Source organism: Nocardia abscessus NBRC 100374 (assembly GCF_000308455.1).
GTDB lineage: Bacteria > Actinomycetota > Actinomycetes > Mycobacteriales > Mycobacteriaceae > Nocardia > Nocardia abscessus.
In genome coordinates, this window is record NZ_BAFP01000064.1 from 104,024 (window position 1) to 126,256 (window position 22,233).

A 22,233-nucleotide genomic window follows, 5' to 3' on the forward strand; every position below is an offset into this window, starting at 1 on the left:
CCGATCTGCACCGACTACGGCAAAGATACGAGCAAGCGCGCGCCGCGTGGCCCGGTTTCGGTTAACCGGCACGAAGTCGTCCGGCGTCGTCCGAGCTACCGCAGGATCAGCAGCGCGGAGGTCTCGATGCGATCGGCGATCTCGGAGTAGGACCCGTAGCCCATGCCCGCGCGCACCAGCGCGCCCGCGTACAGCAATTCCAGCGATTCGACCACGTCCGGGTCGGGCTCCGGGGCGAGGGCACGGATGATGCGCTTGCGGATCTCGGCCCCGATCCGGCTGCGCAGATGCTCCACGTCGGGGTCGCGGCCGAGCAGGGCGCTGGTGACCGCGCCGGAGAGCTCCTGCTCGTCGGCCACCAGCATCGCGATGTTCCGCAGTTCGGCGAGGACCCGGACCGTCGGGTCCTCGTCCTCGCTGACCGGCGACGGCGACGCGACCAACCGCCGCCAGAAGATCTCCGCGACCAAGTGCTCCTTGGAGGAGAAGTACGTGTACGCCGTGGCCGTCCCGACGCCGGCCGCCGCGGCGACCATCCGGATGGTCATGCCCGCGAAACCTTCCCGCGCAAGCACTTCCACCGCCGAGCGGGTCAGCTTGTCGACCGTGTCGGCCTGTTTACCGGAGAGCCTGCGGCGGGTCGCCTCGAGAATGACGGAATCGGGTTCGGACATGTGTCTGGATCCTACTAGGTGGGTCGGAGCGGTTCAGTTCTTGGCCGCCGCGATGCCGGCCCGGCGCCCGTAGAAGCTGCCGTCGCCCAGCGACGCGCCGCTGACGTAGCCGCCCGCGCACAGACCGGAGGTGCACCGTCCGGCCGCGAACAGCCCGGGGATCGGCTCGCCGGAGACGTGCAGCACCCGGGAATCGAGGTCGGTGCGCAGTCCGCCGAGGGTGAAACCCGCGGTGAAGCCGCGCATGTCGAACGCCGCCACCGGTCCGCGCAACGGGCGCACCCATTCCGGCTTCTTGCCCAGCAACGGGTCCGCGCCGTCGGCGGCGTGCAGGTTGTAGCACTCCACGGTGGCCTGCAACGCCTGGCCGGGCAGGCCCATCTCGGCTTCCAGTTCGGCGATCGTCTCCGCCACCCAGGTCGGGGGCTGGCGGAAGAACGGGGTGGAGGTCTCGGTCGTCAGCGCCTCCTCGTACGCCGCCTCATCGATCACCAGGTACGCCTGGTTGTCCTGCTGGATCAGCGTGGCCTGCCCGATCCGGCCGGGGTAGGTGTCCTCGGGGATGTAGCGCTGGCCGCGCCCGTTGACCAGGATGCCGCGCGCCAGCAGCTGCGGGTCTCCGAAGAACGCCACCTCGGTCGCGTCCATGTGGGCCAGCTCCGCGCCGAGCGCCTGCGCCAGCCGGATGCCGATGCCGTCGTGCTCCTCGATCGCGGCGCCGGGCCTGCCGATCAGCCGCGGCGCGTAGGCTTCGATCATCTCCTTGTGATAGGCGAAGCTGCCGGTGGCCAGCACGACGCCGCGCTCGGCGCGGATGGCGATCTGCTTGCCGTAGCGGCGGGCCAGCACGCCGACGACGCGATCGTCGTCGTCCACGATCAGCCGCGCGATCCGGATGTCGTATTCGGCGCGGACGCCCAGCGCTTCCGCGGTGTCGGCCAGCGGCTTCATCAGCATGTAGCCGCCGCCCTTCTCCCCGGTGCGCTTGTCGGCCATCTGCGGAACATGGCCGCGCGGAGCGGGTTCGGCGATCGTGTTGAAGGGCGCGGCGTTCTCGCCGCCGGAGTACATCAGTCCCTCGTCGTGCGGCGGTTCCCAGCCGGGCTCGCCCCAGAACGCCTCGCGGAACGGCACACCGCAGGACATCAGCCAGTTGAAGTGCTCGACGCTGCCGCGGCAGTAGTCGGCGATCTTCGCCTTGTCCACGCCGGGACCGAGCGCCGCGAGCAGGAAGGTCTCCATGTTCTCCGGTGTGTCCTCGAAGCCGAGGGCCTGCTGCAGCGGTGTGCCGCCGCCGAGGTAGATGAATCCGCCCGCCAGGGCGGCGGCGCCACCCCAGCCGCCGGTGCGCTCGAGAACCAGCACGTCCGCGCCCGCGCGGGCGGCTTCGATGGCGGCGCAGACCCCGGCGATGCCGTATCCGGCGACGACCACGTCGGCACGGTGGTCCCAGGTCTCGACTCGGCTCGCGCGCAAGGGGCGAATGGTGGTGGCGTCAGACATGGTCAACGGATCCTTCACTGTTCGGCGGGCGCGGACTGCGCGCGGGCGGCCTTCTTCTGCTGCGCGACAATCGTGCCCACCAGCAGGTCGAGTTTGGTGCCGTTCGGCCAACCCACGTAGTAGCACAGGAACACCGCGATCTCGTGCAGCTGTTCTTCGGTGAGTTCGCCGTTGCGCAGTGCGGCCCCGATCTGGATGCCCGCGGTGTCGATGGCGCCCTGCGCCGCCAACGCCCCGAGCAGCAGCAGCCTGCGGTCTCGGATGGTGAGGCCGGGCCGCGACCAGATCTCGGCGAAGAGATGGTCGGAGGTCAGCGCGAAGTGGGGGCCGGGGTAGTCCTGGAACTCCGTGCCGTACACCTCGGCCATCTTGGCCAGACCGCGCTGCCGCACGGTCTCGCCGGAACCGTTGTCGCTCATGATGATTGCCTTTCCGATGCGGAGGTGCCCGTCCCGACGCCGAGTCCGGGGCCGAGCCGGTCGAGGGCCGATTGGGCCAGTGGCAGCGCGGTGCCGAGCCGTTCACCCAGTTCCAGGGCGAGACTCAGGTCTTTCTCGCCGAGGTCGCGCACGTGCCGCAGGATCGGCAGCCAGAAGTCGCCGTCCTGGATCGGGGCGGTGGTGTCGCGCAGCATGATGGCGCCGGGCCCGCCGGTGACCGCGTCGGAGTGCCGCACCACCTTGCCGAGCGCGGTGAGGTCGAGACCGGCCGCCTCGGCCAGGCGCTGCGCCTCGGTGGCCGCGGTGAAAGAGACGAAGTGCAGCAGGTTGCGTGCCAGTTTCATGCGCGTGCCCGCGCCGATCGGCCCGGCGTGCACGATCAGATCGGCGAAGCAGCCGAACGGTTCGCGCACCTGCTCGAAGGCCGCCTCGCTGCCGCCGACCATGACCGCGAGCGCACCGCGTGTCGCACCGGCCGCGCCGCCGCTGATGGGCGCGTCCACCAGTTCGACGCCACGGTCCGCGCAGACAGCGCCGAGTTCTTCGGCTGTGCGATCACCGATCGTGGAGTGCACGGCGATCACGGTGCCCGGCGCGGCGGTCCGCAAGACGCCTTCCGGACCCGTGATCACCTCGCGGACCTGGGCGTCGTTCACCACGGTGATCGAGATGACCGCGGCCTGCCTGGCCAGTTCGGCGGCCGAGGTGACCGCGTCGGCCCCGGCCGCCAAAAACGGCTCGACCGCTTCGGCCCGCATGTCACACACCGCCAGCCCGCCCGGCCATTCCAGCAGGCGCTTGGCCATCGGCGCGCCCATATTGCCGAGGCCGAGGAATCCGATGCGGGGGCTCATGACCGCACGATCTGTCCGCCGTCGACGTTGAAGATCTGCCCGGTGACCCAGCTCGCCTCATCCGACAGCAGGAACAGGCAGGCGCCGACCAAGTCCTGCGGGGTGCCCATCCGCTTGAGCGGCAGGCGTTTGACGATGTCGTCGACGATCACGTCGGGGGTGACCGCTTTGGTGGCGTCGGTGTCGATCGGACCGGGCGCGATGGCGTTGACGCGGATGTTCGACCCGCCGAGTTCGAAGGCCAGTTGCTGGGTGAGCCCGTTGATGCCGACCTTCGCCAGGCCGTAGAAGCTGGAATACAGCCACGCGGCCGTGGAGGACTGGTTGACGATCGATCCGCTGCCGCGCTTGGACATGTGCGGCCAGACGGCGCGGGTCATCGTGAGCGCGCCGTCCATGTTCACGCTCATGAACTTCTTGTAGTAATCCCACGGCACGGTCAGCAGCAGGTTCAGCTTCATCTCGCCGTAGATGGCGGCATTGTTCACCAGGTGGTCGATGCCGCCGAACTCGGCGACGGTGAAATCGGCCAGCTCGGTGGCGGATTCGGGATCGGACACGTCGACCTGACCGAACACCGCGGTGCCGCCGTCGGCGACGATCTTCTCGACGACCGCCGCGCCGCCCTCGGCGTTCTTGTCGGCGACGACGACGTTCGCGCCCTCGGCGGCCAGCGCCTGCGCGTAGGCCGCGCCGATGCCCTGGGCGGCACCGGTGACGATGGCGGATCTTCCCGTGAAACGGGCCATGAGGTTCAGCTCCTCTGTGTTGTCGTTGTCCCGCGGCGGAATCAGGCCGGGGAGGCGATGACTTTGGTCTCGAGGTACTCCTCGAATCCGGCGACGCCCATTTCGCGGCCGAGGCCGGATTGCTTGTAGCCGCCGAACGGGACGTCGGCGGAGTACCAGACGCCGCCGTTGACGCTCAGCGTCCCGGTGCGCACGCCTTCGGTGACGCGCCGGATGCGTTCGGGGTCGGTTCCCCACACCGAACCGGAGAGGCCGTAGGGGGAGTCGTTGGCGATGCGGACGGCGTCCGCGTCACCGTCGTGCGGGATGATCACCAGCACCGGGCCGAAGATCTCCTCGCGGGCGACCGTCGCGCTGTTGGGGACGTCCGCGATCAGGGTCGGTTCGATGAAGAACCCGCGCTCGTGCTGGGCCGGCCTGCCGCCGCCGACCACGATCCGCCCGCCTTCGGTGCGCGCGATGTCGAGATAACGTTCGACCCTGGCGCGCTGCCGTTCGGAGATCAGCGGCCCGCAGATGGTGCGCGGGTCGGCGGGATCGCCCGGCCTGATCCCGCCCAGCGTGGCGGCGGCCGCCTGCACCGCTCGGTCGTAGGCGGCCCGGGGGACCAGCAGTCGGGTGGACAGAGCGCATCCTTGTCCGGCGTGCACGCACACCGAGAACGCCGCCACCGAGCAGGCCGCGGCGATGTCGGCGTCATCGAGCATGATGAACGCCGATTTCCCGCCCAGTTCGAGAAATGCCTTCTTCAGCGTCGCCGCCGCGCCCGTCATGACGGCGCGGCCGGTGGCGGTGGACCCGGTGAAACTGATCATGTCGACGCGCGGGTCCGCGGTGAGCCGGGCGCCGAGCGTGTGGTCGGCGGAGGTCACGATGTTCACGACGCCGGCCGGGATATCGGTCTCCTCGGCGATGATGGCGCCGACTGCCGCCGCGCACCACGGGGTGTCGGGAGCCGGTTTGAGCACGACGGTGTTCCCCGCGGCGAGCGCCGGGCCGAGCTTGGCGAAGTTGATCTGATGCGGGAAGTTCCAGGGCGTGATCGCCCCGACCACGCCGATCGGCTCGCGCCGCAGCACGCGGCGCGTCTTGATGCCCATCGGCTCGGCCACGCCCAGATCGGTTTCCCAGTCGTAGGTTTCGGCCAGCCCGGCCGAGTAGCCGAGGTCGGCCACGGGGCCTTCCAGCTGCGGGCCGCCGGTGAGCATCCGCGGGGCGCCGACCTCGGCGATGGTGATCTCGCGCAGCTCCTCGACGTGCGATTGCAGCGCGGTGCGCAACTGCTCGAGGCAGCGGGCGCGGAAGGCGTGATCGCGCGACCAGGTCGTCTCGTCGAACGCGGTGCGCGCGGCGTCGACGGCCGCGTCGAGATCGGCCGCGTTCGCGTCGGCGGCGAGGCCGAGGACCTCCTCGGTCGCGGGATTCACCGTCGCGAAGACACCGTCGGCGCCCTCGACCTGCTTGCCGCCGATCAGCAGGCGGGACCCGTCGGCGGGCAGAAGGCTGCTCATGGATTACTCCGATACTGTCTGGACACGTGTACGGAATATAGTCTCGGAATGTGATCTGTGGCAATAACAGGTTCTAACTCTGCCACTTTCACCGAGGTTGTGTCCTGCGGCGGGGCGGCCCGTTTGACACCCTCCTGCATTCGGCTCAGGCGGGTGAAATGGTTGGTGGTCCGGAAGTATTGTTCGGGACCGAAGTGCGGTGGTACTGTCCAGACACATGTCCAGCTATCTGTCTTTGCCTGCGCCGCAGCACCATGTCGCAAGGCGGAACGTGTTATCGGTTTCGGAGTGTGGGCGATGACGACTGCGGTGGCGCCGCTGGTATTCGATCCGCGAGCGCACGTCTGCCTCGGTGCGCACCTCGCAGGCCCGGAAGCGCCCGCCGCCCTGTACGAGTTCAGGTCGCGAGTGCGGTCCTACGACGTCCTGGAATCCGGGATCGCACGTATTCACTCGTCCGATGTGCGTAACTTCGCACACCTACCCATCACCGTGGAGACTCGATAATGCCAAGATTCGCCCCTCATCCCGAGCGCAGGCCGGCGCTCGTCTCCGGCGCTTCCTCCGGAATCGGCGCAGCCACCGCCGTGGCCCTGGCCGAACTCGGCCACCCCGTCGCGCTCGGCGCGCGCCGCGTCGATCAGTGCGCCGAGCTGGCGGACAAGATTCGCGCCAACGGCGGTGCGGCCTTCGCCCACCGCCTCGACGTCACCGAGCCGGATTCGGTCGACGAGTTCGTGCGCGCCGCCGAAGAAGCGCTCGGCCCCACCGAGATCCTGGTGTCCAGTGCGGGAGACATCGAGTTCGGTCAAGCGCACGCGATGGATCCGGAACGGTTCGTGCACCAGGTGCAGGTCCATCTCGTCGGCGCGCAGCGTCTCGTGCACCGGGTGCTGCCGGGCATGCTGCGCAGGCAACGCGGCGACGTGGTGCTGATCAGCTCGGACTGTGCGCCCGAACCGCGTCCGCGCACCGGCGCCTACAGTGCCGCCAAGGCGGGCTTGGAAGCGATGGCAGCGCAGATGCGAATGGAGCTCGAGGGCAGCGGCATCCGCCTGTCGCTGGTCCGGCCGGGCCCTACTCTGACCGGCATGGGCATGGACACTACGCCCGAGATCGTCGGCCCGGTGCTGGAGGACTGGAAGGCCTGGGGGTTCGCCAGGCACCCGTTCATGCTGCGCGCGAGCGACCTGGCCGCCGCGGTGGTCGCGGTGGTGTCCACGCCGCGCGGCTCGCACTTGGTTCTGGTCGAGGTGCAACCCGAGGCGCCGGTGCGTCCGCTCGCGGACGACGCGGCGCCGAGCGACCAGTAAGGAAGTGCGACGATGCGCGTGCTGGTCGATCTGGATCTGTGTCAGGGACATGCCGTGTGCCAGGACGAGGCGCCCGAGGCGTTCCATGTGCCCAAGCACGGCAAAGTGGAGATCCGCGACGCCGCCGGGGACCCGCGATCGCAGGCCGACGTGCAGCGCGCCGTGCGCTACTGCCCCACCCAGGCGTTGTCGATCGCCGCGGACGAGTGAGCGGAATTCCCCGCGCGCGGCGGGTAGGCAGGGCGTGCCGGGGCGAATACGATGAATCCAAAACCGGAACGTGTTCTAATTCAGTCGCACTGTCCGGCCCGGCACCTGCGGCGATGCCCGACGTCATGGAGAAGATCCGATGAGCACAGCACACACCGACAAGGCGAAGGGCACCCTGCCCGCCAGGATCACCGGGGAGCTGATCGCCCGGCTGACCGGCCTGGTCGCCGCCGACGGTAGCGCGGCGCCGTTCGAGATGACCGAGGTCTACAGCGGCGCGCCGGTCGGGGAGCTGCCGCAGTCGTCCCCGCAGGACGTCCGGACCGCGTGCGCCGCCGCCCGGGCCGCGCAGACGGAGTGGGCCGCGCTGCCGCTGCGGCAGCGGCTGCGCGTGTTCGAGCGGCTGCACGAGCTGATGCTCGGCGAAGTGGAGACCACCGCCGACCTCATCCAGATCGGGTGCGGCAAGACTCGTCGCATGGCCGTCGAGGAATCCTGCGACGTGCCCATGGTGATCAGCCACTACCTCAAGACCGCACGCCGGGTGCTGCGGCCGAAGCGCCGCGGCGGCCCGATGCCGCTGCTGACCACCTCCACCGAGCAGCACCGTCCCAAGGGGCTCGTCGCGGTGATCGCGCCCTGGAACTTCCCCTTCGCCATCGCCCTGTCCGACGCCATGCCCGCGCTGATCGCGGGCAACGGCGTCGTGCTGAAGCCGGACAACAAGACCGCGCTGTGCGTGCTCTTCGGCGTCGAGCTGCTGCACCGCGCCGGGCTGCCCCGCGGTCTGGTCCAAGTGGTGTGCGGGGAAGGACCCGACATCGGACCGACCCTGATCGACAATGTCGACTTCGTCATGTTCACCGGCTCCACCGCCACCGGCCGGATCGTCGGCGAGCAGGCCGGCCGCAACCTCATCGGGTGCAGCCTGGAACTGGGCGGCAAGAATCCGATGATCGTGCTCGCCGACGCGAACCTGGACGAGGTGATCCCCGGCGCGGTGTTCGCGGCGTTCGCCAACTCGGGGCAGGCGTGCATGCACATCGAACGGATCTACGTGCACCGCTCCGTCCACGACGAGTTCCTGCGCCGGTTGGTCGCCGCCGCGGCCGAATTGAACGGGAAGATCGGCGCCGCCTACGACTACACGCCGGAATTCGGCTCCCTCGTGTCGCCGCAGCATCTGGAACGGGTCGCCGCCCACGTCGAGGACGCGCGGGCCAAAGGCGCCACGGTGCACGTCGGCGGGCAGGCGCGCCCCGACGTAGGTCCCGCGTTCTACGAGGCCACCGTGCTGACCGGCGTGACACCCGAGATGACCCACGCGACGCTGGAGACCTTCGGCCCGGTCGTCACCGTGTATACGTTCGACGACGAGCAGGAGGCGGTGCGCCTGGCCAACGCCACCGACTACGGCTTGAACGCGAGTGTGTGGACCCGGGACTTCGCGCACGCCGAGCGGATCGCCGCCCAGCTGCAAGCGGGCAATATCAACATCAACGACGGTTTCGTCGCCACCTACGCCGCCAAAGGCACGCCGTCGGGTGGGGTGAAGCAGTCCGGAGTCGGTACCCGCCACGGCGACCAGGGCCTGCTGAAGTACACCGACACGGTGAACGTCGGCGTGCTCAAGAAACAGGTGCTCGCCGCCCGGGCGGGGCAGCCCTACGACAAGCAGCTGAAGATGACCCTGACCTCACTGCGGCTGATGCGCCGAACCAGGTTGCGCTGAGCGCGGTTCCCTCGCGGCGCCTGCGACGGTCACCGGCCCGGTCGATCCGGTAGCGTGGCCGTCGGGGTGGATCCACGGTATCAAGAATGGGCAGGTCCATAGGTATGAGCCTTCGAGAAGTTCCGCTACGCACGCTGTCCGGCGAACCGACGACGCTGGCCGACCTGGTCGGCGACCGCGCCGTCCTGCTGGTCAACGTGGCCTCGAAATGCGGACTGACGCCGCAGTACTCCGGTCTGGTCGAACTGCACAAGTCCTTCGGGCCGCGCGGTTTCAGCGTGGTCGGCGTGCCGTGCAACCAGTTCATGGGCCAGGAGCCGGGCACCGCGGAAGAGATCGAGCAGTTCTGTTCCACCACCTACGGCGTCGATTTCCCCTTGCTGGAGAAGACCGACGTCAACGGCGACCAGCGCCACGCCCTCTACCAGACCCTGGCGGAGACCCCCGACGCCGAGGGCACCGCCGGTGACATCCAGTGGAACTTCGAGAAGTTCCTGATCGACCGAGATGGAAAAGTCGCGGGCCGCTTCCGCCCGCGGACCACGCCCGAGGCGCCGGAATTGGTCGCGGCGATCGAAGCCGTACTCTGAATTCTTTACGAAAGACCGGAGCCGTCGTCCACTTGGAACGGCGGCTCCGTTCGTGTTCCTGCCGCCGTTCGCGCGGTACTCCTACGCCACCAGTCCGTTCGGAAGCCTCGAGAAGTGCTCTGCCCGGTGCCACAGAGCCCAACCGACCGACGCCGTCAACTCAGTCGCAGTCCTCGATCAATAGCACGTAGGCCACCTGCAGGAACGGTCCCGCATCCAGCAGCGGCTGGTCGGGTCGCGGCTCGGCAGCCGGAACCGTAAGGCCAGCGGCACATTCGGGGTGATCTCGAAAACGAAATGCTTCGGCCGCTGAGAAACAGACGGCATGGATAGGGTGTCCTTTCGGTCTCGGGTCCTGATGGCGAGCTGAGTGGGCTCAGTCCCACAGCCCGGCGCAGGGCAGCGGCGGCAGATCGGCACGGACGTCGTCATCGACGGTGACCACCAGTTCCGGGAAGCATCGCGTCAGTTCGTCGGCAACGTTCTGCGCTTGCTCGGCACTGGCTCGGTAGTCCAGGCTGAGCGCGCCAGATTCGATGTGGATGTGCCGAACACGCTGGGACGGGCGGAGGGGCCGCAAAGCTGATCACCGGGGCTTGTCGGTGGAAGGGACAATTCGACCTGCCGTTCGGTGGAGGCGATCATACAAACCATGGCGCCGCCGCCGTAAGCGGTGGCCCGAGCCGGGCACGATCCGGCTCGGGCCACCGACAGCGCACCCTCTCCGAGCATGCGTGGCGGCGGCAGGTGGGCACATGGTTTGGGTCGGGCTGATTCGAAGGCCGCCGCTACCGCGCTGCGCGGGCCGCGACAGCCGCGGCGAGCAGGACCGTGACGCCCTCGGCGATCGCCGTGCCGCCGAGGGCATTCGCCGCGCTGGTCACCGTGCCGCCCGCGAGGCCGAGGAACAGCGATCCGAAGGTGGCGATGCCGACCACGATGCCCAGTTGCACGTTGGTCACCAGGATGCCGCTCGCGTCCGCGGCAAGGGTCATCGGCACCTTGGCCAGCGTGCGGGTCATGAGCGGACTGAACGCGATGCCGTTGCCCACGCCGCACAGGCCGAGCAGGGTCAGGGCGAGCGGTCCGACCTCGGCGCCGTCGCGCAGCAGTACGCCGAGGGCGACCATGCTCACCGCGCCGAGGACCAGCCCGAGCGGGATCATCATCGCGTGGAAGCGATCCGGGATGCGCTCCCAGTTCAGGCTGGCCACGGCGAAGGTCACGCCGAGCGGGACGAACAGCAGACCCGCGTGCAGGGCGCTGTAGCCGAGCGTGCTCTGCAAATGGATCGCCATGACGAACATCCAGCCACCGAAGGTCGCCATGATCACGAACAGCGCGACCGCGGCCGGCACCAGGCCCGGTGCGGTCAGTACCTGCCGAGCGAAGAGCGGTTCGCCGCCTCGGCGCGCGACGATCCGTTCGATGGCGACGAACAGTACGAAGCCGAACACGCTCGCGGTCAACGCGATCCACGACCACAGTGGCCAATCCAGCTCACGCCCGAGCACCAAGGGCAACACCAGCAGCAGCACCGAGGCGGTGAGCGTGGCGAGCCCGGGCAGGTCGAGCTTGCGCTCGAGACGCTGGGTCGAGGACGGCAGAATGCGCGGTGCCGCGACCAGCAGTGCGATGCCGATCGGCACGTTCACCAGGAACACTCCCCGCCAGCCGCTGCCGAACAGGTCGGCGTTGACGATCAGGCCGCCGAGCACCTGTCCGGCGACCATGCCACCGGAGATGATGGCCGAGTAGACGCTCAGCGCCCGCGCGCGGGCCGCGCCGGTGAAGGTGCGCTGGATGAGCGTCATGATCTGCGGCACCATCGCCGCCGCGCCGACGCCCTGGGCGAACCGGAAGACGATCAGCGAGATCTCGTTCCAGGCCAGCCCGCAGGCCAGCGAGGCGAGGGTGAACAGCGCCAGTCCGGCGATGAACGCATGGCGCTGGGTGAACCGGTCGCCGAGCCGGGCGCCGGTGACCAGCAGGACGGCGTAGGCGATGACGTAACCGGCGACGATCAGTTGCAGGGCCGCGCCGGTGGTGTGCAGCGAGCCGCGGATCGAGGGAATCGCCACGTTGACGATGGAGGAGTCGAGTACCGCCATGAACTGGCCGGTGAGGATGACCGCGAGCAGGGCGAGTGAACGCCGCGCTCCCAGCGCGGCGGGTGGCGCGGCCGGAGCGGCGGCGGACGTCGTTGCCGACGCGGCGCCCGGCGATATGGTCTGTGTCATGCTCCGAGCTTGCGGTGCGGCGGGTACCGGTAACAGGAGCCCGCTGACACTGGTACCGGCAGCACCAGCCTGAGCCCCGCGACAACGGTATACCGGGGCATACATTTCCGGCGCTGTGTCCAGTGACATGAAGCTGCGCCGCCTGCTGTAGGAGCTAGGACGGCTTCGGCACGGCGTCGAGCAGGGCGTGGCCGATCCGTTCGGCTTGGATCAGGATGTTCGTCTGCGCCGAGATGTAGTCGCCGATGCCTTCCTCTTGGGCGGCCCGCAGATACGGCGGCAGCGGCTGCTGGATCTCGGTGCGGATGACGTTGTCGAGCAGTGCTTCCATCTCACCGCGCAACGGGTTTCCGGTCGCAGCTTGGTTGTCGAGTTCCAGGCGGCCACCGTCGGTGCTGTAGTCGTAGAGTTCGAACTCTTGCTCGCGCGCCGGATCGATCTGGATCGCGCCGTGCACCCACTGGGAGTAGGAGGCGAACTTCGCGTCCGCGGTGCGCACCATCGCGACGTGGCCGGGGGCGTTCTGGTTGAACAGGATCGCGGCCTCCTCGATCGAGGACTCGTCGGTGGTGTGCGCGACCCACGGCCTGCCAGCGGCGCCCGCGTTGCGGCAGAGCGAGGCGATATCGAGTCGCCCGGTGAGGTGTTCGTAGCGCCCGTCGCTGCGCCAGCCATTGCCGCCGGTGCCGATGGTGAGCAGCAGCGGGGTGAAGTCGACGCTGGAGGTGAGCTGGTCTCGGGTGCTCGTGCCCTCGACGGGGCTGAGGTAGCCGCGTGGATCGTGCACGTAGAGCGGAACCCGCAGCGCCTCGTCGTAGGCGGCGCCGCCCTTTCCGTGCAGGCCGTGCGAACCCGCGTAATCGCCGTGATCGGAGGTGAAGACGATGACGGTGTTGGCCGCGACGTCGGGACGGGAATACAGAGTGTCGAGCACGCGACCGATCTGGATGTCGACCTGCTGCTGCGCCCACAGGTACAGATTGCGCATATCGATCCAGGCATGCATCGCTTCGGGTGTGCCGTAGGGCGCGGCCCCGAACGCCACCGCGGAGACCTCCACCAGCGCCATTTGCAAACGGGGCTTCTTCGACAGCTGTTCGAGTGATTCGAAGTTGGGTGGCAGCTCGTTCATCCACCGCGGGATGTCGGCGTTGAATTGGTCGCGGCGGGTCCAGCGTGGCCACCATTGGATGTCGTGCGGATTGACCAGCGACACCGTCGTGCACCAGGGAGCGTCGCCGGAATCGTTGTGGAACCAGTCGGCGAATTGGTCGACGATCTTCGGATCCGCTTGCAGCCCTTGACCGGGTGCACCGTTGGGGGACGGATAGGTGCCGCCGTGGAAGCCGTAGGCCTCGAGCGCGCCGGGAGTGCGATCCGGATAGCTGCCGAGATGCCATTTGCCCCAGTATGTGGTGTCGTAGCCGTGGTTTCGCAACATCGATCCCCACGTCGGGAACAGCGGTGTCAACGTCGACTCCGATACGACCATGACGCCGGTCTGCTGGGAGTAGAGGCCGGTCAGTAAGCAACCGCGCGCCGGTGTGCAGTCGTTGGCCGCGGTGTAGTGATTCTCGAACGACACACTGCCGTGGCGGATCCGCGCGATGTTCGGCAAGACGGTGTCCAGCGTCTGCTGATCGGGAAACCAGACCGGTGTCCGCATCTCGTCCACGATGATCACCAGGATGTTCGGCTTGTCCGGATCGGTGTCCGCCCGCGCTTTGCCCGGGGTGGCGCCGGCCGAAACGGCGGCCGCGGCCGTCGCCGAGGTGGCCGCACTGGTCAGAAAGCCCCTGCGAGTGAACGAGCTCGGCAATGTTCCTCCACGAATGAGTGATGTTCGTCGGTCGAATGGAACGCGGAGAATCTCGGGTGGTGTCACCGTAGCGCCGTCGGGCGCGCGGTCGCGGGCGTCCGGCGTGGACACGCCGTCACTATATGAGCTGGTCGAGCGATCACACCGACGGCGGGCGTGGCCCGCGATACGGCACGAACTGACCCGAGCGTGCTAGGGCAGACCCACGAGGTCGGCCATCACGTTCATGTGGTGGCGGAAGTAGTCGGCACTGGCGTCGATGGTTCCGTTCAGACGGCCGAAGAGCTCGAAGTTGATCAGGCCGAACAGCTGGGTCCAGCCCACGAAGACGCGGGAGAGCACGTCCTCGGACAGGTCGGAGGACTGCTGCTGTTCGATGAGGCGGCGCAGGTCGGCGTGGACGGGTGCGGGCAGCGGGGTCGAAAGCGGTGGCGGGGTCAGCTCTTCCGCACCCGCCTGCGCGATGGCGACGAGCCGGAAGACCACGGCCGCGGCGGGGGCCACGGTGTGCTCGGGTGCGGAGTATCCGGGCACGGGACTGCCGTAGAGCAGGCTGTATTCGGCCGGATGGGCCAGGGCCCAGTCCCGCACGGACGAGCACACCGCCATCCACCGACCGCGCAGATCGGTGGCGGGCGGCTTCGCGTCGGCGGCTTCGGCGGTGGTGGCCAGCGCCCGGTACGCCTCCAGGATCAAGGCGGTCAGCAGGTCGTCCCGGCTCGGGAAGTACCGGTACAGCGCGGACGCGACGATGCCCATATCGCGCGCGACGCCACGCAGGGACAGGTTCGCGCCGTCCACCGCCAATCGTTTGCGGGCGGTTGCCTTGATCTCCTCGATCATCTCGGAGCGGACGCGGGCCCGGAGGGAATGAGCGGACATATCGCCAGTGTAGAGAACAAGTGATGCTTCGGAGAACGGAAGACCCTTTCGTGAACACTGTTCTTGACACGGATCGTCGTTCCGCTCTACAGTAAGTGCAAGCAAGAACACTGTTCTCGAACTAGAACACCTGACAGGATGGATTGTCATGTCCCTGTACGTCGTCATCGGAGCAGGCCCCGTAGGATCGGCGACCGCTGAATTGCTCGCCGCGCGTGGCGCCCAGGTGCGCGTGATCACTCGGCGCGGTATCGGCCCCGATCACCCGCTGATCGAGCGCATCGCCGCCGACGCCACCGACGCCACCGTGCTGACTCAGCATTGCAAGGGCGCGGACGTCGTTTTCCAGTGCGCTCAGCCGCCGTATCACCGCTGGGCGACCGACTTTCCGCCCCTGGCCGCCGCCGCGCTGCAAGCGGCGGAGGCGACCGGCGCCGCGCTGCTCAGTGTCGGAAACCTCTACGGCTACGGGCAGGTCGACGGACCGATCAGCGAGGGGCACCCGCTGCGGCCCAACAGCGTGAAGGGGCGGGTGCGGGCGGAATTGTGGGCCGAGGCGCTGGCCGCGCACCGAGCGGGCCGCGTCCGCGTCGCCGAAGTGCGCGGATCGGACTACCTCGGCGCGGGAGCGAAATCGGCGTTCACCATGGTGGCACTGCCTGCCGTGCTCTCGGGCCGCCGCCGATCCGGACGCCGCGCACAGCTGGACCGACGTCACCGACATCGCCCGCACCCTGGTCGCGGTCGCCGACGACGAAAACGCGTGGGGCCGGGCATGGCACACGCCGGACGGTCGCGCACGCGCCCCCGCGCGCGTGAGCCGGATGCCTGCCGCAATGCTCTGGGCCGCAGGACTTTTCGACGCCAACGCCCGCGAGATGCGCGAGATGCGCTACCAGTTCGATCGTCCGTTCGTGCTCGACTCGTCGGCCGCGACCGCGGCCTTCGGTATCGAGCCGACACCGACCGTGGAGTCCTTGCGTGCCACGATCACCGCGCTGCGCGCGGAAGAAGCCACATCTGTCGGCTGAGCCGATGCCGGGCGGACAGGTCGGACACCTGTGGTGCTGCGCGGCGGCGGGTGCCACCTGCCGCGGTGGCTAACCGCCGGCGAGGTCAGCGGCGCCTGCACGGGGACTCTCGGTGACAAATCGGCAGTCCGATCGCGCCCGGGACGGTGAAATCGGATCGTCCGTCCCTGTCGTGTGCCCAATCACGTTGTATATCGCGCATCTCGACACGCATGCTGTCGTCCTCGGTCCGCGACACGTTCACCGTTATGCGGGCAGGTGGCCGTAGCCGAAAATGTTGATGAAGTAGTTGCCCGGGATCAGTTGGTTCATCGCGTGCCACTGTCCCGCCGGGTCGCGCTGGTAGTAGCTCACCGGCAGCGAACCGACGTCGTAGCAAACGATGCCGGCGGTGCCGAACGGGCTCCAATAGGTGCTCGCACCTGGGCGGCCGGGTTCGAGCGGCGTCGTGAACAGGTGACTGCACGGGGTGATGCTCGGTTCGTAGATCGAGGGCGCGGCCGCCGCAGTCGGCGCGAGGCCGGCCACACAGATCCCGCCCCATCCCGCACACACCGCTGCGGTCAACGCGCGGAGGAGAAGTCGTCCCATATCGGTTCTCCTCATCTATTCCGATCGGCAACAGTGAGGACAACGATAGCGGCTGAAAGCGAGAGCCATGTCGCCAACGGCGTGGCGGTGTGATCGTATGACACCGGTTGTGGCGCAGACGAACACGGCACGGGTCAGAAGGGGTACTCGGCGCACAACTGGCCCGCGAAACTGCGCACGGCGTGCTCCCGCATGCGGCGCCCGTACACCGGATCCCCGGCCAGGTCGGTATAGGTCTCGAACTCGCAGTGGACCAATCCCGCCGCCGCAGCCGCGTAGACGTCGAAGCCCGGAAACATCAGTCCCGCGTACGGCATGTCGTCCACGTCGAGGGCCAGCACCGGATACTCGCCCTCCGAGTCCGGCTGCCCCACCGCCAGCACCCGCCGGGAGTCCGACCCGCCCGGCAGCAGGAAGCACTCCGGGAACCGCTCGGCCAGCGGCTCGTACGTCCCGCCCCACGGCTGCCCCAGCTCATCGTCCACCAGCCGGTCCAGCGTCCGGGGCGCGAAGCCGCCGTCCGGGGCGAACCACCCGTAGCGCTCGAACAGGCTCGCGTCGAACGCCAGCCACTCCCGCAGACTCGGCGACAGCGGGCGACCCGACGGAAACACCGCTCCCGCCAACGCATCCTGCGGCATCGGCCGGGGCTCACCCTCCACCCACGGGGTGTGGCCGACCCACGCGACGGGCTCGAACATCGACCGGCCGGGGTTCCTTTGCACCGACTCGATGACCCGCCGTGTCAACGCGACCCCGTGCTGCGCCTCTCCTGTCATGGCGCGCAAGCTAACAGCCACCACCGACATCCATGATCGACCGGTCCGCCGCGACGGCGCGGGCGCCGCCGCGAGCCCGGCGGCACGACATAAGCGCCCCCAACGTCTTCACCGTCGACACGCAATCTCAGGCTCGCGGATTCCTCACGACATTGGTGAACGACAACAGCGCGAGAGCTGCGAGTCCCCAAGCGATAAAACGCAGAGCCAGAAAGCCGGCCATCCACGCCCACTGGCCTCCGTCCGAGGGTGCGGCCACCCAGGGGTCCTTCATGCCCAGTGGCGCAAAAGGTAGGAAACTGTCGATTACGATTCGGAAGGAGTCGGACCAACTCAATGCTTCCGCCGGATCGGCAGGTTGTCCGACTGCGGACTTCGGGGCGAACACAGCGCCATGGTGCAGTATCCATGCAGCTGCGGCTGTCACGCACGCCAACCAGACAATGGCAAGCCAAGCATTGTATCCATATCCGATCAGGGCACCGTGCAGCCATCGCGTGTACCGCCTCGGAGACCAGATGGACTGCTGGCTGGTCAGATTTCTCTCCAGTTGTAACAGTGTTTTGCGCCGAGTTGAGAGGTCGCCGACCTTCGCGCAATATTGAATAAGGTGGCTATGCGCCTGGGGTGCGAACTCATTCGACTGACCGATGGTTTCGAGCCATTCCTTCGTGGTAATCGAGCGGAGGCTGGAGTATTCGAATCCATCGACATTGAACTGGTACCTATCGAAGATCTCTTTACGTATGAACAGTCTGCCGCACGATGCTCCGCGAAGTGTGAATCCACCTCCGGCGTAGAACCTCCTGAAGTAGGTTGTCCATATATAGACGGAGCCTTCTATTTCGCTGAAAGCGAGGCTTACAGACCCTTTGTACTCTGCACTCTTGTGCTCCCAGCCCATTTCTCGCCTCGACAAGAATATTCCTCCCTGGAGGCGCACATTCCGGTCTACCTTTATTCCGGTGGCGTACAGGCCGCCGTAGACCCTGGAGCCGTAGAGATGAAGATCGCCGATGTGAGCTCTGAAGAGGTTGATCGCAAGCTGAGCTACGTTGTCCTCCGGTCCGTGGAATATGCTGTTCTGCATGCACAGCGAGCCGGATACGGACATTCCTAGGCCGTAGAATCCGCGATCCGATCTGAATCCGTCACGCAGAAATATCGTCCCGTCGATGGCGGCATTCCGCGCGCTTATCCACCGTGCATGGCTGCCATCGAGGGTTATCACCGTCGTTGGCCGGCAATGGTCGAGAACGAGGTCTCCAGAAATTGTGCATGCCTCTAGAGCGAGGGCGCCGTGCCAATGCAAAAATGAAAGATCAATGCTTCCATCTATGTAAATCCCTTTGAGTCGCAGTCCACGGTGGTGCAGGGTGCCATGCTTGCCGGCTAACACGTCGTGAATCAGTCCGCCCGGTATCCGATTGGCGTCCGACGGCGCAGCCGGGCGACCCTCTGTCAGTTCCAGCTCGGTACCGGTGAGTCCAGCTCGGATGACACGATCACTGAGGCTCGGTGGATGGCGTGGCCAAAGCAGCTGTCGTGCTTCGTCGAAGAGAGAATCCAAGCTCCGCCTCACCCCTTAGCCTCACCGGTCGAGGCCGATCGTAGGTCGCACGGCGGTGATGAGGGCGGCGGTTGCTCGAGGTCGAGACATCTACCGGCGTGTCCAGCGCGTGTCAGCCCTGATAGATCATCGAGAGGCTGTCGAAGTCTCGATGGCCACCGACATGGCCGTCTACTTCTGCGACCCGGTCAGTCCCTGGCAGCGAGGCACCAACGAAAACACCAACGGCCCTCTGGAGTGGTCCCCGAAAGGCACCGATCTGAGCGAACGGCGCAGGGTGCCGGCGGTCAATGGAGCGCGGTGACGATTGTGTTGATCTCGTCGGCGAGGGCCGGGCTCAGCGGGTCGGGGGTGAGGCCTGCGGCAGCCCAGCAGCGGATGCCGTCGGCGACGAGCATCTGGGCCAGGCGGGCGGCGCGCACGACGTCGGTGCCGGTATCGAGTTTGCCGTCGCGCTGGGCTCGCTGGAAGGGTTCGAGGAACAGGTAGGCGATGTCGGCGTCGGTGGCGCCGCCGGCCAGGGCGCGTTGCTCGAGCCGGTAGGTCTCGAGCACGGCTTCGAAGATCAGTTCCGGCGGGAAGCGGCGGGCGCGCTGCTCGAGGGTATCGATGACGACGCTGATGACGTCGAGCAGTTCGTGGGGGCCGGACACGAGGGCTTCGGCGGCGCGGTGGGCGTCGCGCATCGTGAAGACCTCGACCTCGAGCAGCACCTCCTCTCGACGTGAGAAGTACACGTAGAACAGCGCTTTCGACACTCCGGCGGCCTTGCAGATGTCGGTGACGGTGGTGTCGGCGAATCCCTTGGTGCGCCACAGTGCCATGGCGGCCTGCATGATCGCCTGTCGGCTGGCGTGCGAGCGGGCACGCACGGGCGTAGCACGCTTCTGACGCTGGTCAGCCTTCGAGGCCGAGGAAGTTGTCGCCATAGCTACGACCTTACCGCGAACAGATTATTGACTACCGTCAGAAAACTTGGGATGCTCCGGGTGTGGACGCGGAGCGTGGGGCCGAGGGCCCTGCCCGCGGATCCGGGTCCGGCCGGGCTGTCCGGCACGTCTCGACACGGCGCGGCGCCGAGGAATGAGAAGGCCATGCAAGTGCTCCCCGATTCCGAAGAGCATCCGGAAGCGACGAATCTGAAGGTGCAGCAAGTGATCCTGTGGTCCACGCCGGTGGTCGCGGTTGTCCTGCTGAGCTTGTTCGCGGCGTTCCCCGGCTTCTTTCCCCCGATGTCACCGAATATGAGCGCGGAAGAGGTGGCACGGTTCTATGCGGACAACACCCCGCTGATCCGGTTCAGCATGGTGGGGCTCAATCTGTGCGGGGTCATGATCGTGCCGTTCTTCGTGCTGATCATGGGGCAGATGCTGCGGATGCGGGGACAGAGCCGCATCTTCGCCTTCTCCTACCTCACCGCGATCGTCGCCGGGGTGACGTTGTTCGCGCTGTCGAACATCTTCTTCGCCGTCGCCGCGTTCCGGCCCGACCGGGGGCCAGAACTGGTGCAGGCACTCAACGATCTGGCCTGGATCATCTTCATCGCCCCGATCGGGATGCTCGTCGGCCAGTTCGTATTGCTCGCCCTCGCAGTGTATTTCGATGACGAACACCGACCGGTGTTCCCGAAATGGGTGGCACCGTACTCGCTGGTGACCGCGCTGGCCATGGCCCCATCGGCGGGGGCGGCGGTGTTCCGCGATGGCCCGCTGGCTTGGGACGGGTTCGTCTCGTTCTGGCTGCGCAACGGTGCCTTCTCAGCGTTCGTCGTGGTGATGTTCTTCCTGGTGCACGCGGCACTACGGCAGCAGGCCGAGAAGGAGTGCCTCTCCGCATGAACGCCACCACCACCGAGCCGGGCCGCCGCGACGTCACCACGGCCGCGCCGCCGCGCCGGGCCGGACTCGATGTCTGGATCACCTACTGGCTCTTCGCCGCCTTCTACACCGCGCTGTCGGTCGGGGTGGTGTTCCTCGGCCGCGCCACACCGCCCCCACGGCCCGACGTGACCGACTTGCAGGTGGCGCAATGGTTCGATAAACACCAGCTCGGCATCCAGGTCGGCTTCTTCGCCCTGCTGGTGATCGCGGGTGGAGCCGCGATCTCCAACGGCATCATCGGCTACTTCATGAAGCGGATGTCCTCGGGCCCGCTACTGGCATACGCCTACATCGCCGCCATGGGCGTCGGCGCGATCCCCGGATTCCAGCTGCTGCTCGTCTGCTGGCTCACCGCCACCTTCCGGCCCGACCGCGACCCCGCGATCCAGCACTTCTTCTATGACCTGGGCATGCTGTCCTATAACGGATCCCTCGGCTGCTTCACCGCCGCCTACGCCGTGCTGGCCATCGCCATCCTCTACGACCGTAACCACATCTTCCCCAAATGGTTCGCCTACATCTCCATCTGGCAGATCGTCACCGAGGTCCTCGCGACCCAGATGTGGGTGTTCCACTCCGGGGCGTTCGCCTGGAACGGGATGATCACCCTCTACGTGGCTTTGGTCGTGTTCGGGCTCTGGGTCGCCTGCCTGCTGCCGATAATGCGCATCGCCGCCCGCCGCGAAACCGCGCAGACCCCGCCCCTCTACACCGCCGAGGTCACCCGATGACAATCTCCGGCCACGACACCACCACCGAACCCCGGAACACCCGGCGACGCACGCGGTCACCACATCTTCCCGGCGACATCGACATGTGGGTCATGGTCCTGGGCGACCTGTTCTTCTTCGGCTGCTACTTCGTCGTCTACATGGGGTTCCGCGCTCGCGCCCCGCAAGCATTCGCTCAGGCCCAGCAGCACCTGAACATCGGCATCGGCGTCACCAACACCATCGTGCTGCTCACCAGCTCGATGTTCATCGCCCTCGGCGTAATCGAGGCCCGGCACGGAGCCATCGCGTCGGCGCGTCGGCTGGTGCTCGCCGCCGCCGCGTGCGGGCTGCTGTTCACGGTGCTGAAGGCATACGAATGGCACCACGAGATCAGCAACGGTTTCACCGTCTCCACCGAATTCTTCAGCTTCTACTACGTCTTCACCGGAATCCACCTTGCACACCTGCTGCTCGGCTTGCTCATCCTCGGCATCGTCGCCCGCGAACTGCGCGCATCCGGCAAGCAACGTGTGAGCATCGTCGAACAGGGCGCCCTGTTCTGGCACATGATCGACCTCCTCTGGGTCGTCATCTTCGCCGTCCTCTACCTCATGTGAGCGACACCATGACCTCAGCCACCACCGCCCCCGACACGGCCGGACGCACACGAGACAAGCGCCTCGTCGTCATCGTCTGGGCCGCACTCACCGCCATCACCCTGCTCGCCTGGCAGCTCGCCCCCGGACACTCCGGCACCACCACCGGCCACGACGAACAGCTCGTCGCCGGCATAGTCGTCCTCGGGCTCGTAAAATGCCGGCTCATCATCCGCCACTTCATGGAAACCAGGCACGCCCCACGCTGGCTCCAGCTCACCACCGACGCCTGGCTGATCACCCTCTGGGCAACTCTGCTCACCATCCACCTCTACTGAACACCACAGCAGCCCTCCGCCGTTCTCGGCGGCGCTGGCTACGTCCCGATCGATCAGTCGATGGATCCGGCGCAATTCAGCGAGGAAGGTCGTCCGACGCGCCGCGGCGTTCGCGTCGTGGCTCGAGTCGAGAGATCAGACGATCAACCCGCCGCGAGCAGGTCCTGGCGCGCGACCACGCGGTAGGTCTTATCCCCGGCTTCGGACCAGAAGCCGAG

24 protein-coding genes and 2 pseudogenes are annotated in these 22,233 nt (G+C 67.3%); 12 read left to right on the forward strand and 14 right to left on the reverse strand.

All coding sequences use genetic code 11. The annotated features are described in order from the left end of the window. Nucleotides 1-95 precede the first annotated feature (95 nt). Genes ON19_RS12825 through ON19_RS12850 form a run of 6 tightly spaced genes read right to left on the reverse strand, consistent with a single transcriptional unit; the run spans nt 96 to nt 5,731 of the window. The gene (locus ON19_RS12825; RefSeq protein WP_043690566.1) at nt 96-674 is read right to left on the reverse strand and encodes a TetR/AcrR family transcriptional regulator; all 579 of its coding nucleotides are present in this window, start codon (nt 672-674) and stop codon (nt 96-98) included. A gap of 33 nt (nt 675-707) precedes the next feature. Then, nucleotides 708-2,177 (reverse strand): FAD-dependent oxidoreductase, encoded by a 1,470-nt coding sequence (locus tag ON19_RS12830; protein ID WP_043690767.1) that lies wholly within the window; start codon nt 2,175-2,177, stop codon nt 708-710. A gap of 14 nt (nt 2,178-2,191) precedes the next feature. Beyond that, complete coding sequence (locus ON19_RS12835) at nt 2,192-2,596, reverse strand: carboxymuconolactone decarboxylase family protein (RefSeq protein ID WP_043690569.1); 405 nt, start codon at nt 2,594-2,596, stop codon at nt 2,192-2,194. Continuing rightward, nucleotides 2,593-3,471 carry an NAD(P)-dependent oxidoreductase gene (locus ON19_RS12840; RefSeq protein WP_043690573.1) on the reverse strand — a complete coding sequence of 293 codons (879 nt, stop codon included), beginning with the start codon at nt 3,469-3,471 and terminating at the stop codon, nt 2,593-2,595. Before ON19_RS12840 ends, ON19_RS12835 begins: the two co-directional genes overlap by 4 nt. Further along, on the reverse strand, nt 3,468-4,220 hold the full coding sequence (locus ON19_RS12845) for an SDR family oxidoreductase (RefSeq protein WP_043690576.1): 753 nt from the start codon (nt 4,218-4,220) through the stop codon (nt 3,468-3,470). Before ON19_RS12845 ends, ON19_RS12840 begins: the two co-directional genes overlap by 4 nt. 41 nt (nt 4,221-4,261) lie before the next feature. Beyond that, entirely contained in the window at nt 4,262-5,731 is a 1,470-nt protein-coding gene (locus ON19_RS12850) for an aldehyde dehydrogenase (protein ID WP_043690577.1), read from the reverse strand. A 297-nt stretch (nt 5,732-6,028) separates the two neighbouring features. Between ON19_RS12850 and ON19_RS12855 the strand changes: the two genes are divergently transcribed. The 5 genes from ON19_RS12855 to ON19_RS12875 all read left to right on the forward strand — a co-directional run bounded on the left by ON19_RS12855 (nt 6,029) and on the right by ON19_RS12875 (nt 9,576). Continuing rightward, nucleotides 6,029-6,238: a hypothetical protein gene (locus tag ON19_RS12855; RefSeq protein WP_051168806.1), complete on the forward strand. Its 210-nt coding sequence runs from the start codon at nt 6,029-6,031 to the stop codon at nt 6,236-6,238. Beyond that, nucleotides 6,238-7,044, forward strand: a complete 807-nt coding sequence (locus tag ON19_RS12860) for an SDR family oxidoreductase (protein WP_043690580.1) — start codon at nt 6,238-6,240, stop codon at nt 7,042-7,044. The genes ON19_RS12855 and ON19_RS12860 overlap by 1 nt, the downstream gene beginning before the upstream one ends. A 12-nt stretch (nt 7,045-7,056) precedes the next feature. Beyond that, the gene (locus tag ON19_RS12865) at nt 7,057-7,254 is read left to right on the forward strand and encodes a ferredoxin (protein ID WP_043690582.1); all 198 of its coding nucleotides are present in this window, start codon (nt 7,057-7,059) and stop codon (nt 7,252-7,254) included. 139 nt (nt 7,255-7,393) lie between these two features. Further along, nucleotides 7,394-8,986: a succinic semialdehyde dehydrogenase gene (locus ON19_RS12870; protein WP_043690585.1), complete on the forward strand. Its 1,593-nt coding sequence runs from the start codon at nt 7,394-7,396 to the stop codon at nt 8,984-8,986. Nucleotides 8,987-9,090: 104 nt separating this feature from the next. Continuing rightward, nucleotides 9,091-9,576, forward strand: coding sequence for a glutathione peroxidase (locus ON19_RS12875; RefSeq protein WP_043690590.1), 486 nt, complete (start codon nt 9,091-9,093; stop codon nt 9,574-9,576). A 376-nt stretch (nt 9,577-9,952) separates the two neighbouring features. On the opposite strand, the gene ON19_RS12880 is transcribed toward ON19_RS12875, so the two are convergent. From ON19_RS12880 to ON19_RS12895, 4 genes are all read right to left on the reverse strand, one after another. Beyond that, nucleotides 9,953-10,156, reverse strand: a complete 204-nt coding sequence (locus ON19_RS12880) for a hypothetical protein (RefSeq protein WP_043690595.1) — start codon at nt 10,154-10,156, stop codon at nt 9,953-9,955. A gap of 208 nt (nt 10,157-10,364) precedes the next feature. Beyond that, entirely contained in the window at nt 10,365-11,816 is a 1,452-nt protein-coding gene (locus tag ON19_RS12885) for an MFS transporter (RefSeq protein ID WP_169334175.1), read from the reverse strand. A 154-nt stretch (nt 11,817-11,970) separates the two neighbouring features. Beyond that, a complete protein-coding gene (locus ON19_RS12890; RefSeq protein WP_051168807.1) occupies nt 11,971-13,635 on the reverse strand; it encodes a sulfatase-like hydrolase/transferase in 1,665 nt (554 codons plus the stop codon). A gap of 192 nt (nt 13,636-13,827) precedes the next feature. Further along, nucleotides 13,828-14,517 carry a TetR/AcrR family transcriptional regulator gene (locus ON19_RS12895; protein WP_043690599.1) on the reverse strand — a complete coding sequence of 230 codons (690 nt, stop codon included), beginning with the start codon at nt 14,515-14,517 and terminating at the stop codon, nt 13,828-13,830. A gap of 148 nt (nt 14,518-14,665) precedes the next feature. Between ON19_RS12895 and ON19_RS44660 the strand changes: the two are divergent. Both ON19_RS44660 and ON19_RS43690 read left to right on the forward strand, forming a co-directional pair. Continuing rightward, a pseudogene (locus ON19_RS44660) lies at nt 14,666-15,106 on the forward strand (NAD(P)H-binding protein); the annotation flags it as partial. Nucleotides 15,107-15,341: 235 nt separating this feature from the next. Further along, nucleotides 15,342-15,548 (forward strand): hypothetical protein, encoded by a 207-nt coding sequence (locus ON19_RS43690; protein WP_255218382.1) that lies wholly within the window; start codon nt 15,342-15,344, stop codon nt 15,546-15,548. A 246-nt stretch (nt 15,549-15,794) separates the two neighbouring features. Here ON19_RS43690 and ON19_RS12910 read toward each other — a convergent pair whose 3' ends face one another. The 3 genes from ON19_RS12910 to ON19_RS12920 form a co-directional block, all read right to left on the reverse strand. Continuing rightward, a complete protein-coding gene (locus ON19_RS12910; RefSeq protein ID WP_043690610.1) occupies nt 15,795-16,139 on the reverse strand; it encodes a hypothetical protein in 345 nt (114 codons plus the stop codon). Between the two features lie 134 nt (nt 16,140-16,273). Beyond that, entirely contained in the window at nt 16,274-16,918 is a 645-nt protein-coding gene (locus ON19_RS12915; RefSeq protein WP_043690777.1) for a hypothetical protein, read from the reverse strand. Nucleotides 16,919-17,045: 127 nt separating this feature from the next. Then, a complete protein-coding gene (locus tag ON19_RS12920) occupies nt 17,046-18,317 on the reverse strand; it encodes a hypothetical protein (RefSeq protein ID WP_169334176.1) in 1,272 nt (423 codons plus the stop codon). Nucleotides 18,318-18,639: 322 nt separating this feature from the next. Here ON19_RS12920 and ON19_RS41810 point away from each other — a divergent pair. After that, nucleotides 18,640-18,753, forward strand: a pseudogene (locus ON19_RS41810) (IS30 family transposase); the annotation flags it as partial. A 22-nt stretch (nt 18,754-18,775) separates the two neighbouring features. Here ON19_RS41810 and ON19_RS44400 read toward each other — a convergent pair. Further along, entirely contained in the window at nt 18,776-19,417 is a 642-nt protein-coding gene (locus ON19_RS44400; protein ID WP_043690622.1) for a TetR/AcrR family transcriptional regulator, read from the reverse strand. 165 nt (nt 19,418-19,582) lie between these two features. Here ON19_RS44400 and ON19_RS12935 point away from each other — a divergent pair, with 165 nt between their 5' ends. From ON19_RS12935 to ON19_RS12950, 4 genes are read left to right on the forward strand one after another with little or no spacing between them, the layout of a single operon-like run. Next, on the forward strand, nt 19,583-20,326 hold the full coding sequence (locus ON19_RS12935; protein WP_043690626.1) for a hypothetical protein: 744 nt from the start codon (nt 19,583-19,585) through the stop codon (nt 20,324-20,326). Beyond that, nucleotides 20,323-21,099: a hypothetical protein gene (locus ON19_RS12940; RefSeq protein WP_043690632.1), complete on the forward strand. Its 777-nt coding sequence runs from the start codon at nt 20,323-20,325 to the stop codon at nt 21,097-21,099. The genes ON19_RS12935 and ON19_RS12940 overlap by 4 nt, the downstream gene beginning before the upstream one ends. Beyond that, nucleotides 21,096-21,698 (forward strand): cytochrome c oxidase subunit 3, encoded by a 603-nt coding sequence (locus ON19_RS12945; RefSeq protein WP_043690635.1) that lies wholly within the window; start codon nt 21,096-21,098, stop codon nt 21,696-21,698. Before ON19_RS12940 ends, ON19_RS12945 begins: the two co-directional genes overlap by 4 nt. After that, the gene (locus ON19_RS12950; protein ID WP_227954863.1) at nt 21,695-22,015 is read left to right on the forward strand and encodes a cytochrome C oxidase subunit IV family protein; all 321 of its coding nucleotides are present in this window, start codon (nt 21,695-21,697) and stop codon (nt 22,013-22,015) included. The genes ON19_RS12945 and ON19_RS12950 overlap by 4 nt, the downstream gene beginning before the upstream one ends. Nucleotides 22,016-22,233 lie beyond the last annotated feature (218 nt).

Coding starts and splice junctions, on each gene's coding strand:
- ON19_RS12825 (WP_043690566.1), bottom strand. CDS start 674: ATGTCCGAACCCGATTCCGTCATTCTCGAGGCGACCCGCCGCAGGCTC.
- ON19_RS12830 (WP_043690767.1), bottom strand. CDS start 2,177: ATGTCTGACGCCACCACCATTCGCCCCTTGCGCGCGAGCCGAGTCGAG.
- ON19_RS12835 (WP_043690569.1), bottom strand. CDS start 2,596: ATGAGCGACAACGGTTCCGGCGAGACCGTGCGGCAGCGCGGTCTGGCC.
- ON19_RS12840 (WP_043690573.1), bottom strand. CDS start 3,471: ATGAGCCCCCGCATCGGATTCCTCGGCCTCGGCAATATGGGCGCGCCG.
- ON19_RS12845 (WP_043690576.1), bottom strand. CDS start 4,220: ATGGCCCGTTTCACGGGAAGATCCGCCATCGTCACCGGTGCCGCCCAG.
- ON19_RS12850 (WP_043690577.1), bottom strand. CDS start 5,731: ATGAGCAGCCTTCTGCCCGCCGACGGGTCCCGCCTGCTGATCGGCGGC.
- ON19_RS12855 (WP_051168806.1), top strand. CDS start 6,029: ATGACGACTGCGGTGGCGCCGCTGGTATTCGATCCGCGAGCGCACGTC.
- ON19_RS12860 (WP_043690580.1), top strand. CDS start 6,238: ATGCCAAGATTCGCCCCTCATCCCGAGCGCAGGCCGGCGCTCGTCTCC.
- ON19_RS12865 (WP_043690582.1), top strand. CDS start 7,057: ATGCGCGTGCTGGTCGATCTGGATCTGTGTCAGGGACATGCCGTGTGC.
- ON19_RS12870 (WP_043690585.1), top strand. CDS start 7,394: ATGAGCACAGCACACACCGACAAGGCGAAGGGCACCCTGCCCGCCAGG.
- ON19_RS12875 (WP_043690590.1), top strand. CDS start 9,091: ATGAGCCTTCGAGAAGTTCCGCTACGCACGCTGTCCGGCGAACCGACG.
- ON19_RS12885 (WP_169334175.1), bottom strand. CDS start 11,816: ATGACACAGACCATATCGCCGGGCGCCGCGTCGGCAACGACGTCCGCC.
- ON19_RS12895 (WP_043690599.1), bottom strand. CDS start 14,517: ATGTCCGCTCATTCCCTCCGGGCCCGCGTCCGCTCCGAGATGATCGAG.
- ON19_RS43690 (WP_255218382.1), top strand. CDS start 15,342: ATGCCTGCCGCAATGCTCTGGGCCGCAGGACTTTTCGACGCCAACGCC.
- ON19_RS12910 (WP_043690610.1), bottom strand. CDS start 16,139: ATGGGACGACTTCTCCTCCGCGCGTTGACCGCAGCGGTGTGTGCGGGA.
- ON19_RS12915 (WP_043690777.1), bottom strand. CDS start 16,918: ATGACAGGAGAGGCGCAGCACGGGGTCGCGTTGACACGGCGGGTCATC.
- ON19_RS44400 (WP_043690622.1), bottom strand. CDS start 19,417: ATGGCGACAACTTCCTCGGCCTCGAAGGCTGACCAGCGTCAGAAGCGT.
- ON19_RS12935 (WP_043690626.1), top strand. CDS start 19,583: ATGCAAGTGCTCCCCGATTCCGAAGAGCATCCGGAAGCGACGAATCTG.
- ON19_RS12940 (WP_043690632.1), top strand. CDS start 20,323: ATGAACGCCACCACCACCGAGCCGGGCCGCCGCGACGTCACCACGGCC.
- ON19_RS12945 (WP_043690635.1), top strand. CDS start 21,096: ATGACAATCTCCGGCCACGACACCACCACCGAACCCCGGAACACCCGG.